8 protein-coding genes and 1 tRNA gene are annotated in these 13783 nt (G+C 36.5%); 5 read left to right on the top strand and 4 right to left on the bottom strand.

Annotated elements, in window-relative coordinates; all coding sequences use genetic code 11:
- Positions 1–65: 65 nt before the first annotated feature.
- Positions 66–1607 (bottom strand): glycine--tRNA ligase, encoded by a 1542-nt coding sequence (locus HMPREF0669_RS00925; protein WP_009228865.1) that lies wholly within the window; start codon positions 1605–1607, stop codon positions 66–68.
- Positions 1608–1713: 106 nt separating this feature from the next.
- Here HMPREF0669_RS00925 and HMPREF0669_RS00920 point away from each other — a divergent pair, with 106 nt between their 5' ends.
- From HMPREF0669_RS00920 to HMPREF0669_RS00905, 4 genes are all read left to right on the top strand, one after another.
- Complete coding sequence (locus tag HMPREF0669_RS00920) at positions 1714–4434, top strand: DNA gyrase/topoisomerase IV subunit A (RefSeq protein WP_009228864.1); 2721 nt, start codon at positions 1714–1716, stop codon at positions 4432–4434.
- On the top strand, positions 4409–5257 hold the full coding sequence (locus tag HMPREF0669_RS00915; protein ID WP_020967897.1) for a DUF3316 domain-containing protein: 849 nt from the start codon (positions 4409–4411) through the stop codon (positions 5255–5257). The genes HMPREF0669_RS00920 and HMPREF0669_RS00915 overlap by 26 nt, the downstream gene beginning before the upstream one ends.
- Positions 5254–6273, top strand: a complete 1020-nt coding sequence (locus tag HMPREF0669_RS00910) for a S41 family peptidase (RefSeq protein WP_009228862.1) — start codon at positions 5254–5256, stop codon at positions 6271–6273. Before HMPREF0669_RS00915 ends, HMPREF0669_RS00910 begins: the two co-directional genes overlap by 4 nt.
- A 56-nt stretch (positions 6274–6329) precedes the next feature.
- Positions 6330–6411 (top strand) — tRNA-Leu (locus HMPREF0669_RS00905).
- Positions 6412–7163: 752 nt separating this feature from the next.
- Here the strand turns inward: HMPREF0669_RS00905 and HMPREF0669_RS00900 are convergent.
- Positions 7164–7607: a GIY-YIG nuclease family protein gene (locus HMPREF0669_RS00900; protein WP_009228861.1), complete on the bottom strand. Its 444-nt coding sequence runs from the start codon at positions 7605–7607 to the stop codon at positions 7164–7166.
- A gap of 364 nt (positions 7608–7971) precedes the next feature.
- Here HMPREF0669_RS00900 and HMPREF0669_RS00895 point away from each other — a divergent pair, with 364 nt between their 5' ends.
- Positions 7972–9585, top strand: coding sequence for a TaqI-like C-terminal specificity domain-containing protein (locus HMPREF0669_RS00895; protein WP_009228860.1), 1614 nt, complete (start codon positions 7972–7974; stop codon positions 9583–9585).
- Between the two features lie 390 nt (positions 9586–9975).
- Here HMPREF0669_RS00895 and HMPREF0669_RS00890 read toward each other — a convergent pair whose 3' ends face one another.
- Entirely contained in the window at positions 9976–11658 is a 1683-nt protein-coding gene (locus tag HMPREF0669_RS00890) for a hypothetical protein (RefSeq protein ID WP_009228859.1), read from the bottom strand.
- 12 nt (positions 11659–11670) lie between these two features.
- Complete coding sequence (locus HMPREF0669_RS00885; protein WP_020967895.1) at positions 11671–13563, bottom strand: hypothetical protein; 1893 nt, start codon at positions 13561–13563, stop codon at positions 11671–11673.
- Positions 13564–13783 lie beyond the last annotated feature (220 nt).

Below are 13783 nucleotides of genomic sequence, written 5' to 3'. Positions count from 1 at the left end.
CTATCCGCCTAAAAAAGAGCAAAAAAATAAACCAAAGCCATAGTGGCAATGGTTTATTTTTTTATTTATTGTAATTTCTTTAGCAAGCTAACGATGCTCACTTTGTCTTCAATTATATTGCGAAGTTCTGAAATATCAACACGTTCTTGCTCCATTGTATCTCTGAAACGCAAAGTAACTTTGTTGTCTTTCAATGTATCATGGTCTACAGTTACACAATAAGGAGTACCTATTGCATCGTGACGCCGATAGCGTTTTCCGATTGAATCTTTTTCTTCGTAATGGCAATTGAAGTGGAATTTCAAGCTATCAACAATCTCACGAGCCTTTTCTGGCAAGCCATCTTTCTTCACTAGAGGCATCACACACAACTTAACAGGAGCCAATGCAGCAGGAAGTTTCAACACAACACGTGTTTCTCCATTTTCTAATGCCTCTTCTGTATAAGCGTGACACATGATTGAAAGGAACATACGATCAACACCAATAGATGTCTCTATCACGTAAGGTACATAGCTTTCGTTGGTTTGTGGATCGAAATATTTAATTGATTTACCACTGAATTTCTCGTGTTGTGAAAGGTCAAAGTTGGTTCTTGAGTGAACACCTTCAACTTCTTTGAAACCAAATGGCATCTTAAATTCAACGTCAGTAGCGGCATTTGCATAGTGAGCAAGCTTCTCATGATCGTGGAAACGATAGTTTTCTGCACCAAAACCAAGTGCTTGATGCCACTTCATTCTTAGCTCTTTCCACTTATTAAAGTGCTCTAATTCAGTGCCAGGACTAACGAAATACTGCATTTCCATTTGTTCAAACTCACGCATTCTGAAGATGAATTGACGTGCAACGATTTCGTTTCGGAATGCTTTACCTATTTGAGCAATACCAAATGGCAATTTCATTCTACCTGTTTTTTGTACGTTTAGGTAGTTAACAAAGATACCTTGAGCTGTTTCTGGACGCAAATATATCTTGTTTGCAGCATCTGAAACTGAACCCATCTCAGTAGAGAACATAAGGTTAAACTGACGAACATCGGTCCAGTTCTTTGTTCCACTAATAGGATCTACAATCTCTTCATCAATGATAATCTGCTTAAGTTCTTCTAAATTAGACGCCTGCATAGCCTCAGCATAACGTGTGTGAAGAGCATTTTTCTTCTCGTTTAGCTCCAATACACGTGCATTTGTTTCTAAGAACTTCTCTTTATCGAAGCTTTCTCCAAAGCGTTTTGCTGCCTTAGCCACTTCTTTATCAATCTTTTCTTCGTATTTTGCGATTTGATCTTCAATCAAAACGTCTGCACGATAGCGTTTCTTTGAGTCTTTATTATCAATCAAAGGGTCGTTGAATGCATCGACATGTCCTGATGCTTTCCATATCGTTGGGTGCATAAAGATAGCCGAGTCGATTCCAACAATATTCTCATGAAGGAGCACCATGCTCTTCCACCAATATTCTTTGATATTGTTTTTAAGTTCAACTCCATTCTGTCCATAATCATATACGGCTCCTAAACCATCGTAAATATCACTACTTGGAAAAACAAAACCGTATTCTTTACAGTGCGAAATAATCTTCTTAAAAATATCTTCTTGTGCCATTGCAGTTCTAAAAATTAAATTATTGGGCAAAGTTAAGCCTTTTTTTCGGATATTCTTTGTATTTTTGCGTTAAATTAGAGTTAACTAATAGCTTTTCATTTGTAGCATGAGTAATTACAACGACGATATCAACAATAGCGAGAATCAAGAAGAACTAATAAATAACGAGAGTCATTCCGACTACACACCAGCGAGCCGTCTTGATGCATCTGCAGTGCATCACCTCAGCGGAATGTATCAAGGTTGGTTCTTAGCTTATGCTTCTTATGTTATATTAGAACGTGCCGTGCCACACATTGAAGATGGACTTAAACCCGTTCAACGTCGTATTTTGCACTCTATGAAGCGCATGGACGACGGAAGATATAACAAAGTGGCTAACATTGTTGGTCATACTATGCAGTTTCACCCACATGGTGATGCCTCAATTGGCGACGCTTTGGTGCAAATGGGACAGAAAAATCTGCTCATTGACATGCAAGGTAACTGGGGAAACATACTCACTGGCGACCGAGCTGCTGCGCCTCGTTACATTGAAGCACGTCTTTCTCAATTCGCTTTAGATGTTGTTTTTAACCCTAAAACAACCAATTGGCAACTAAGTTACGACGGAAGAAACCAAGAACCCATCACACTTCCTGCTAAATTTCCACTTCTTTTGGCTCAAGGAGCTGAGGGAATTGCGGTCGGTTTGTCGTCAAAAATACTCCCACACAACCCCAATGAGATATGCCAAGCGGCTATTTCCTACCTAAGAGGAGAGGAATTTCAACTTTATCCCGACTTTCCCACTGGCGGATCTATAGATGTTAGCAAGTATAATGATGGTCTTCGAGGTGGTAGTATCAAAGTTCGTGCCAAGATTGAAAAGCTAGATAGCAAAACACTTGTTATACGAGAAATTCCTTATAGCAAAACCACCACATCGCTTATCGATTCTATCTTAAAGGCTATTGACAAGGGAAAGATCAAAGCAAAGAAGGTAGACGACAACACTGCCGCTGAAGTTGAAATTCAAATTCACCTTGCAAGTGGTGTTTCTTCTGACAAAACGATTGACGCTTTATACGCATTTAGCGACTGCGAGGTGAACATTTCGCCCAATTGTTGCGTGATTGAAGATCAGAAACCACGCTTTATGACTGTGAGTGAGGTACTTTGTCACAGCGTAGACTCAACGATGGGACTTCTTAGAAAGGAGCTACAAATACGTAAAGACGAACTCCTTTCTCAACTATTTTTTGCATCGTTGGAAAGCATTTTCATTGAAGAAAGAATCTATAAAGATAAGAAATTTGAGCAAGCAGCTAACGTAGATGCAGCCATTAAGCACATTGATGAACGATTAGAGCCTTTTAAGAAGGACTTTATTCGTGAAATAACCCGTGACGATATCTTGCATCTTTTAGAAATAAAGATGCAGAGAATCTTGAAGTTTAATAAGGAAAAAGCCGAGGAACTCATTGCTAAAATGAAGCAAGAGATTAAAGATATCGACTATAAACTGGCTCACATGGTGGATGTTACCATTGAGTGGTTCACCTTCTTAAAAGAGAAATACGGCAAAGATCATCATCGTTTAACGGAAATAAGAAACTTTGATACCATCGAAGCAACAAAGGTTGTAGAGGCTAACGAAAAGCTTTACATCAACAGACAAGATGGTTTTATTGGCACTTCACTCAAGAAAGATGAGTTTGTTTGTAACTGTTCGGACATAGACGACATCATTATTTTCTACAAAGATGGATTGTACAAGATTATAAAGGTGGCTGAAAAGATTTTCGTTGGTAAGAATGTGCTACACGTTCAGGTATTTAAGAAGAATGATAAGCGCACCATTTACAATGCTGTTTATCGTGATGGCAAGAAGGGTCCTTATTACATTAAACGTTTTAATGTTACTTCTATGACCCGAGAACGTGACTACAACCTCACCAATGGCACCCCTCATTCGAAGGTTGTGTACTTCACTGCAAATCCAAATGGAGAGGCAGAGGTCATCAAAGTCACTTTAGATCCTGCGTCTAAAAAAGGTAATATCTTTATAGAAAAAGATTTCTCTGACATCTTAATCAAAGGAAGAGCAGCCAAAGGAAACCTCTTAACTAAGTTCAACATTCAACGAATTGGATTGAAGAGCCACGGACATAGCACTTTAGGAGGCAGAAAAGTGTGGTTCGACCCAGATGTTAACCGCCTTAATTATGATGAACACGGAAAACTATTGGGCGAGTTTAACGAAGGAGATTCTATACTTATCGTCCTTGATAATGGCGAGTTCTACATCACCAACTTTGATGCTAACAACCATTACGAAGACAATATTCTTATAATTGAGAAGTGGAACGAACACAAGGTATGGTCGCTTGTGCTGATTGATGCAGATAATAACAATTATCATTACATCAAACGCTTTAACATGGAGGCAACTAAACGACATCAAAATTTTGTTGGAGAGAATCCTAACAACAAGTTAATTGTCCTCACCGACCAAAAGAATCCACGTGTAAAGGTTACTTATGGTGGCGAAGATGCATTCAGAGGAGAGCAAGAAATTGATGTAAATGAGTTTATTTCTGTAAAGGGATTTAAGGCTAAAGGAAAACGCATTGCCACTTGGAGCATTGATTCTGTTGAACTACTCGAGCCTATTGTCAATGAAGAAGAGCAAGAAGATGATGCTCTAAGCAATGAAGAAATAAACGAACAAGATAGCCTTTCTGAGAATTTAGACCCCGACAAAGGAAAGAGTCAACAAGATGTTATCGATGAAATAACAGGACAACTCAATCTCTTTAATGATGAAGAAAATACTGAAAGCTAATCTTTTCTTGTGTTTTTGCATGCTTTTTTCTAATGCAAAAGCGCAAGAAAAAATATTGAACATCAACGATTCTAACGCCTTAAATCAACAAAAGCTCATCACCAATGCACACTCGTTTGCCATTGGAAATCTTGAGCTACTAGACACCTATCTATCTAATCAAAAGTATAGAGGAACGGAGTTACGTTTTATTTCACACACCACTCGAGAACGAGGCTATTGCGATTGGAGCACCAACATCATGCACCAAGCCGCTATAGCACGCACCCTAAACAAGCAAGACACGGGTTCTGAGCTTTATGCCGTCTATAATATTGAATGGGGCAAACTGCATAAATGGACTTTTTTAGATAACAACCTTATTATAAGAGGTGGTGGCTTGATCGACTCTTCGCTTGGCGTTATCTATAACACTCGCAACAGCAACAACCCAGCACAAGCCCTTGCAGACTTCAATATCGGTCCTATTGTGTCATGCACCTATCGCTTTCGTTTTCTACGCAAGCACCCAATGGCGGTGAATTATCAAGCTTTTTCACCATTAATAGGACTTATGTTTTGCCCAAACTATAGTCAATCCTACTACGAAGCGTTCACACAAGGTAACTACGACCATAACATGGTGTTCACACACCCCATCAACAAGCCATCTCTTCGACAAATGTTATCACTCGATTTCATGCTATTCAAAACCCAAGTACGCATTGGTTATGTGGGCAACTATTTACAATGGAACGTCAATAACATCAAGTCGCACACCTATAGTCATGCCCTCTCAATTGGAATTGTAAAACACTTCAAGTTTATTTCATTGCAACCATGATTTCAAAAATAACATCTCGCATCTGCATTTTGTTGCTTTTATGCTTTTGTTTCGCCTCTTGTATCGACAACAACGAGCCACCTAACACCACAAAGGGCAATTTCGAGGCTTTGTGGAACATCATTAACGAGCATTATTGCTTTTTTGATGAGAAGCAAAAGGAATACGGACTCGATTGGAACGAGGTGTATAAGCGATATGCTCCCACGGCATCTATGCCGCTAACAAAGGCGCAAGAGTTTGAACTTCTTAGTAATATGCTATCGGAATTGCGTGATGGTCATGTCAATTTATACAGTGCTTTCGACATGGGAAGATACTGGGCATGGCGTGAAAACTACCCTTCGAACTTCTCACAAGAACTCATCGATAACTATTTAGGGACGAACTATAAAATTGCGGCAGGTTTTTACTATCGCATCCTCACCGACAACACGGGCTACATACGTTGTGCCTCGTTTGCAAGTGGCAAGGGCGAAGGCAATCTAGATCATGTGTTTTTTTATCTATTAGCATGCAAAGGACTAATTATAGACCTTCGAGACAATAGCGGTGGCTTAGTTACTGCAGCCGAACAACTTGCAGCTCGCTTCACTAATAAAAAGGTGTTGGTGGGCTATATTCGCCACAAAACGGGTAAGGGACATCGAGATTTCTCTCCACTTCAGGCGCAATATCTCACTCCTAGCAATGGCATTAGATGGCAAAAGCCTGTTGTTGTTATCACCAATCGTGGTGTTTATAGTGCTGCCAACGAGTTTGTGAAATATATGAAGAACCTTCCTAACGTTACAATTATAGGAGATAAAACTGGCGGAGGGGCGGGAATGCCTTTCTCTAACGAGCTGCCTAATGGCTGGTCGGTGCGTTTTTCTGCTATCCCGTCATACGATTCTGAGCAAAAAACTACTGAGTTCGGAATTGAACCGCACCACAATGTGAGCCTAAAAATGGAGGATTTGCAACGCAAAAAAGACACTTTAATTGAATTTGCACGTAAAATTATAGCAAAATAATTTGGTAGTTTAATTTTTATACATTACCTTTGCAAACGCAATGAGGGTACTACCTTGCGCTTGTGGCGAAATTGGTAGACGCGCTAGACTTAGGATCTAGTGTTTTGCGACGTGTAGGTTCGAGTCCTATCAAGCGCACAAAAGGTGGTTTTTAACCACCTTTTATTTTTTATATATGATTCTATTCTATCGCATTTGTTTTTAATAGAACTGCAACCGAACACCATTTTATTTTGATTCTATCTGTCGTTAACGAGCAATTGCTCTGCCCTTAACTTGCAACCCATCATCAACCCACTATCTCCATGGCAACAATAATGCCATAAACAAGCTTCTTTCTGGGTTCAAATCAACACCAATAAAGTTTCACCCAAGGTCTATAGCCTTCTCTTTACACGTTGCATTGATATCTTCCCTCTGTTTCTCGCATCAAACATACACTCTCTGCTCTACTTGAGGTGTATTCTATCCACTTGTAAACTCACTGCTTTTAGCACACAAAAGCAATGCAATTACATCCCCAAAGCAATACTTTTACACAACAAAAGCATTGACATTGAGGTTTAACACCAATTGCTATTGTTTTTCTATGCTTTTTTATTTTTGTTATTCTCTGTAGTATAGAAAGATAAACGAAATGCACTTACACTCTTTTTCGATACAAACATCTCTTTTAAAAGAGGTAAAAACGCATGGCGAAAACACAACATTTCAGTAGAAACACCGATGGGTATTAGCTGTTTACTTATTTCTTCATCACAAAAAAATCCTCAAAACCGCATTTTCTATTACGATTTTGAGGATTAAGTTATTTCCAAAAACAAATGGAAATAACATCAAGTTCTATAGGCATTATCCCACTCGTGTGTAGATTAGGCAAATAAAACGCATCACTTTTTATACTCTCTACGCAAGTCTGTTAGCTGAGTTGGTATAGAAGGCTTCACGTTTTTGCTCTTATTTCTTACGCCTTCATTGTTTTGTATGTTCAATGGATAATATCCGTTTTTCAGTTCTTCCTTCTCTATTGTTTTAGGGTCTTCACTTGATGATGTAGCATACCACTCCCAATAACATTCGTCGAGTATATCATCTACCTTTTGTTTGGCTGTAGCATCACTCTGATTTATCTTTAACAAAGCGCAAATGGTTTGACGAAGTGTCGATAAAGTGCCGCTTTTAATGGCTGTTGCTGAGTGTGCTTGAGTGGTGTGCCAATAAAAACGTTGCTCTAAATCGCTACTACTACCAAAATAGAGGCACCAATATTGTTTGTCGTTTATTGGTTCTTTCTTGATAGGTTCGTAGTCTACACCATCCAAAGTACTCAACAAACTTTTTGCGCTTTCTTCTGGAAAACCCTTGATATTAATGTTTTCAGATAACACATAAAGAAAACACGTAAGGGCATTTTGCCTTATTTATGTAAAAGCAAAACAACAAACAAATGCTCACACCAACAATCTTCGCCAACAATTTTGAAGAAACACCTTGTGTGAAAATTAGTTTGTCATGATAACAAAGAAAATACGCCTATACAATGTATCATGTTCTACCCCTGAAACCGAAGCGATACCGTGAATTGAGCGTAAATAAGATTATAAATATTTTTGTTTTTGCTCGCTTAATTCGTATCTTTGCGAGGATAAGCAAATTTAATTCTAAGAACAATTTACAAACAAAGAAATCAGTTTTTTAATGTCTTCATTTAAGAAAGAAGCTATAAAGGAAAATATTAGGATAGCAGATGCTGCTATAGATTTATCTGTATCGTGCGCAACGATTCGCAATTGGATTAAAACTGGATTATTAGAAAGCACTGCTCGAGGATATATTTCTAAACAATCTTTAGAGTTTGTGAAGGACAATTTAATAGGAAATTCTAAACTAATTGCCAGATCAAACAAAAGTAGAAAAAGCACAAAAAGCTACGAACTGAGTAAACCTACCGCTATAACAGATTTAAATAGTGACTGCTTTGATGAAGAAAGTGGACAAAGATATGAAAACTCTTTAACTGAATCTTATAGAAACAAGGAAGGCATTTATTACACAAACAAAAATATTATTGCCGATATGTTGAAGCATATCAAAGTGACAAAGCAAACAACATTCTTAGATCCTTGCTGCGGTTGTGGAAACTTTATTATGGAGGCAATAGAAAAAGGTGTAGAAGTAGAAAACATTTATGGATTCGACACAGATGCTATTGCTGTAGAAATAACAAAACAAAGGGTTTTCCTTAAAACGGGAAAACAACCAATAAACATTATTTGCGCAGATTTTTTAACTACGGCTAAAAGCTTGAATAAAAAATTTGACCTGATATATACCAATCCACCATGGGGAAAAAAACTTTCTAAAAACCATAAAGAATGTTTTTCTCAACTCTATCAAATAGGTAAAAACACCGACACATGCTCTCTTTTTGCTTTTGCCTCTATTCAACTACTTTCACAAAATGGTAGTTTGGGACTTCTATTACCAGAGTCGGTTCTAAATGTTGCTAGGTTTCAAAATCTAAGACAACTGTTCTTATCGTTCTCGATACAAGAAATAAAAAATTATGGAAAAGCTTTTAAGAGCGTACAATCAAAAGCATACTCTATCATAATAGAAAAAACTACTCCAAATAAAAATCATCAAATACAATGCTCTGAAAACTATATCCACCTAAGATTACAAAGCTCTTTCTCTCAAAATCCTATGATGATCTTTAATGTTTGGACTACTGCCGAAGAACAAAATGTTATACAACAACTGTTTATACTACCTCACTACTCATTAAAAAATAACGCTAACTGGGGATTAGGCATTGTTACAGGAGATAACATAAATAAATGTAAACCTAACTATGAAGAAGGACTTGTGCCTATTTTCAGAGGAAAAGATATCTCTCCAAATAAACTAAATGAACCAACTATATATATAGATCCTGATCTTTCTAAATACCAACAAACGGCTCCTATAAGTATCTATTGTGCCCCCAAAAAGATTATATACCGATTCATCTCTGAACACTTAATATTTTTCTGCGATACAAAGCAAAATTTAATACTTAATAGTGCCAATGCATTAGTATTAAAGAAGAACTTTCCTATCTCTGAAGAACAATTGGTTTCTCTATTTAATAGTAGAATTATCAATTGGCTATTTAAGAAACTCTTCAGGACGAACAAAATTCTAAGAACGAATTTAGAACATCTTCCTATATACACATCTCATTACCTTAATGATATATTCGACGAAAACTCTTTCCTAAAGAGTAATAACATAAAACTCAATAAAGACACTTACTCTATCAAAGAATGAAGAGATCTACCACTTAAAGAAAACCTAAATAAAGATGGTTGGGTGATACTCTTACGACACTATCGCTGCTAAAAGAAAAAGTATAGAAATGAAAAGAAAGACTTGCAAGAAAAAGTGTAGCAACGGAAGGACAAGACAAGGAAAATTTATCAATGGATTTTTTAGAAAAACAGCAAAGAGAAAATAAATAAGAAACTAAGAAAAGAAATTTAATCTTACACACTTCTTAGGAAAGTAGACTTATATAGTAAATAAACAAGTATAAAAAGAAATCCGATTAAACAAAACAGATAACAAAGTATTCCTCTTATACAGAACAAAAAATCCTCTCTCTTTCAATCAATTGATTAAAGAGAGAGGATTTTATTTATTATCGCATAAAGCGAAACACTATCTTAAAGTGTGTTTCTTTCTTACAGAAGAAGTGATAGAAGATGTTCCAGAGTTATTTCCATCGTTTTCAGAATCATCAAAATCACCTAACTCAGGAGTAAAAAGCTCTTTTTTATGATCTAAGACAGACGTTTCAAGAGGCACTTTTATCAATTCTTTATAAAACGATCCCTGGTTGGCATTATCATCATGATAAATCACATCTGCATAAGAAGATGCCTCTTTACCAGGATTAGCATCAACATTAAATGTGCGCCAACCATCCATGATAGAAGCAAGTAAATCACTATATTCATCTGGTTGTTTGCGTTGATGCACCAATTTATACACTTTAGAGCCATTAGCCTTTGTGTATTCTACAATAAGGCTATTGTTATGCGAAGTTGTATTTACTCTTACTGGTATGCAAGAGAATCCACCAGAGAGTTGATCTTTAGCTTTATCGTAAGTACAAACATTTTCTGCTTTGCAAAGGAAGATAGGCGATCTCATTTTTAGAAGAGTTGTCATATTTCCTAAATAAAAGAAATTTGCAGCTGTATATAACACCACCTTTTTTGCATCAAAGGCTTCAGAAGCATCTAAGCCGAAGAAACGGTGTGGATTCTTTAGTTCTAACTGAGTGTGCATTGATATACGTTCAAAAGGTCGTCTATAAGCCATTGGACCATCATGTTGGGTAAAAGGTTTACCAGCAGTACAGAAACTATTCCAACCAATAGGGCGAATAAACACAGGACGTTTATGTTCTGGCAAATCAGTATTTAATGCAGGACCAGGTAATAACTCAGGTGTACCATCTTTATTCACCTTAGATCCAAGGAAATAATCCGTAATATTACCATTTTTTGCGGCATAAACATAAGTAGAATCGGTATCATAAAGGAAGCCTTTCTGTTCGATATTTTCAAACTTATATCCTTCTTTAAATCTTGGGAGAATAGCTTGTATAGGTCTATTCATAAGTTCTACAAGCTCATCTGGAGTCTTTGTCATCACTGTATCACTGAACCCTGATTGAGTACTACTTAGCAGGTGGACTTCTATTGTATACTTTTTACTTGGAAGTTCTTTAGTATACAAGGTGTCATATCTTTGTAATCCTGGTGTAAAATAGATAATATCGTAGCCCTTAAGGTCTGATGCAAATCCATATCTTCTACGATAAAAGAGTTTTACATAAATACTATCGGGTATAACAGCTTTTATTTCTTGACTAAAGGTGATACCTTTTTTGGTACGCGATGTAAATAACAAGCTCGATGCACCATAGAGTTGTTTTGCATTTGAAGCTTCTCCTTCTCCACCGTCGTTTGCTTCTTTAACAAAGTGTTGAAGGTCTGGCGTGTGAAGGGTTATCATTTTTTTAGCATAATCTATACTATGAGTCCAGCTACTTGGCAGTGTTGCAAGAATCTTAGGTAAGTCTCCTTTCTTTGTATAAGGAAGTTCTACAGTAGAAGAAGGTGTGACATAAAGCGTATTAGAGTTTTCATCATAATGACAATACTCATTGCTATACTTTGCTTGCTTAGGATGTAAGATGAGTTCTCTATTTCCATCGTTTATATATTGTTCGCTATAAAGAAAGTTGATATCATCTCTATAACAGCTCGACAAGCCTCCTAATAAGCTAACAAGCACCAAAGACAGGATATAATATTTTGATTTCATTTTCATTCCCTTTTTTAATTATTTGTTTATATACTCAGAAAGTCGTTTAATGTTATTACGAGTCATATCATTAGGTTTCTGAACCTTTATTAATAACTCGAAAGCTTCTTTCAACTTACCTTGTTTTGCATAAGCAGTTGCAAGCAATTCTTTTTCTTTATCGCTCTTAACCATTACAGGTTCTAATTTTGCAACGACATCGTTTAACGCATTATTATTAAGCGACTTCACAGCCATGTAACAACGTGCAAGTTCGCTATCTGGATAAAGTTTTTGCAAAATATTTAGTGCTTCAATACCCTTATCACTATCTAATCCATAATCTAATGCTACTGCATAGATTTCTTCAGGATTAAGATTCTTAGGATCTTTAAGAATAATTTCTTTTGCTTGTTGCAAAGGATAAACAGGAAGTTCATAGTCTACAGTATAAGCACTAAGACGTAAATAAGTGTAAACCTTAGCAATAAGCGAAGAATAATCTTTGAGTTTCTTTAAGTTTTGCTTAACTACTTCTTTGTTTGTTTCTTCATTAAGCATTCTAAGAGCTTCGTCTCTTGCTGGCAATGACGCATCTACTTTCAAGGTATCTTGCAATCCTTGCCAGTTTTCTTCCATACGTCCCAAGGCAAATAAACCTCTATTCCAACCTGTTTTACCACTTACATATTCCATAATAGATCTTGCTCTACCCTCTGCAAGACGCATATTGTTATCATATGGTCCTTCAGGAGATGCAAAACCTTCAATACGTACACCTGTAACTTTATAGTCGGGATGGGCTTTTAGTTCTGCAATATCTTTATTAATACGTGCTAACTCAAGTCCGTTTTTATGCAATGTAGGAACAATATTAGTTTTATTAAGCGGATAAGTAAGTCTAATAGCAAGTGTATGACTGCGCTCTTTCTTTACAGGTAGCTCGATACTCAACAATGGAGCATACTCTAAATCTACAAGTGTAGGCTCTTTAACTACATCAACTGGTGCAGGTGGAGCTACTGGTGTAAGTACTGGCATAGCAGGTTTAACCTTACGTCTAAACTTATATATCACACCAAGAGAGGGCTCCCAAACAAAAGCATCGTAACCCATTTTTGCACTGGCAATGCCATCTACACTTCTATTATGTTGCCAAATAACATTGTTACCTAACTCTATTGACCACGAACGATGCACGTTAAAACGTAATGCAAGATCTCCGCCTAAGCCCCAAGTGAGCTTTTGACGCTCTGCATGAGCCACTTCATTACCTGTTTCTCGGTCGACTAATTTAGCTTTAAAACCTGAGAGATAGAAACCAGGTTTAGCCCATAACTCCACAGGCTTTTCGCTATAACGATTAACATAGAAAAGTCTTGTTAAATTAATTCCCACATTTAGGTTCACTTGCCAGTGCTTAACTCTACTTTCTAGACGTGAAAATGGGAAACCATCAGATTCGTTTTCCAAGCGTTTACCTCGATAACCGATAAGAATTTCATCATCATTATTACGATAAGGATAAAAATATTCATCAGCATCAATAAGAGTATAAGGATAATAGGTAAAAGCATCTTCTCTTCCTAATTGAAAATTATACTGATAACTCGAAGGACGAAGCTTGTTTTTTCCATATCCGACATTCAAATCTAATGAGAATAAAGGAGAGAATTGATAGCCTACATTCAACATTCCTCCATAACCAAAGTGTGGTTTATCGCCACTTGGAATCGAAGAAAGATTGTTAAAGTACATTGGAGTAAAATATTTAGCTCCAAGATACCAGAAATGTTTTTTTACTTTCTGTGAATAATTAACCGCTTGTTCTTGCGTTTTTGCTTGTTCTTGCACTGAGGTTTGTGCCATAATAGGCGTAACCATAGCAAATGACAAACAAATACCTGTAAGAGTTTTCTTTACATGTACCATGATAAAATAATTTTCTATTTTAATTATAGATTAATATACATTTTTCTTTACAAAGTCTTTTTATTATAAAATAGTATAAAACGACTTGCAAAGTTAATTATAATTAGTATAATACACACACATATATATGTTTTTTTATAATTCTATTATAAAAAACATTAACAAGCAATATAATTCTACCTTTTAGTCACTAGCAATAGCTTTACTAAAGAGTTTTTTG

The sequence above is a fragment of the Prevotella sp. oral taxon 299 str. F0039 genome, assembly GCF_000163055.2.
GTDB lineage: Bacteria > Bacteroidota > Bacteroidia > Bacteroidales > Bacteroidaceae > Prevotella.
The sequence above is the reverse complement of the archived record's forward strand: the minus strand, read 5'-3'. Positions and strand labels throughout refer to the sequence as shown.

What these genes read in the sequence shown, in the direction of transcription:
- HMPREF0669_RS00885 (WP_020967895.1), bottom strand. Translation starts at nt 13,563, where the DNA reads ATGGTACATGTAAAGAAAACTCTTACAGGTATTTGTTTGTCATTTGCT.
- HMPREF0669_RS00915 (WP_020967897.1), top strand. Translation starts at nt 4,409, where the DNA reads ATGATGAAGAAAATACTGAAAGCTAATCTTTTCTTGTGTTTTTGCATG.
- HMPREF0669_RS00920 (WP_009228864.1), top strand. Translation starts at nt 1,714, where the DNA reads ATGAGTAATTACAACGACGATATCAACAATAGCGAGAATCAAGAAGAA.
- HMPREF0669_RS00895 (WP_009228860.1), top strand. Translation starts at nt 7,972, where the DNA reads ATGTCTTCATTTAAGAAAGAAGCTATAAAGGAAAATATTAGGATAGCA.
- HMPREF0669_RS00925 (WP_009228865.1), bottom strand. Translation starts at nt 1,607, where the DNA reads ATGGCACAAGAAGATATTTTTAAGAAGATTATTTCGCACTGTAAAGAA.
- HMPREF0669_RS00910 (WP_009228862.1), top strand. Translation starts at nt 5,254, where the DNA reads ATGATTTCAAAAATAACATCTCGCATCTGCATTTTGTTGCTTTTATGC.
- HMPREF0669_RS00890 (WP_009228859.1), bottom strand. Translation starts at nt 11,658, where the DNA reads ATGAAAATGAAATCAAAATATTATATCCTGTCTTTGGTGCTTGTTAGC.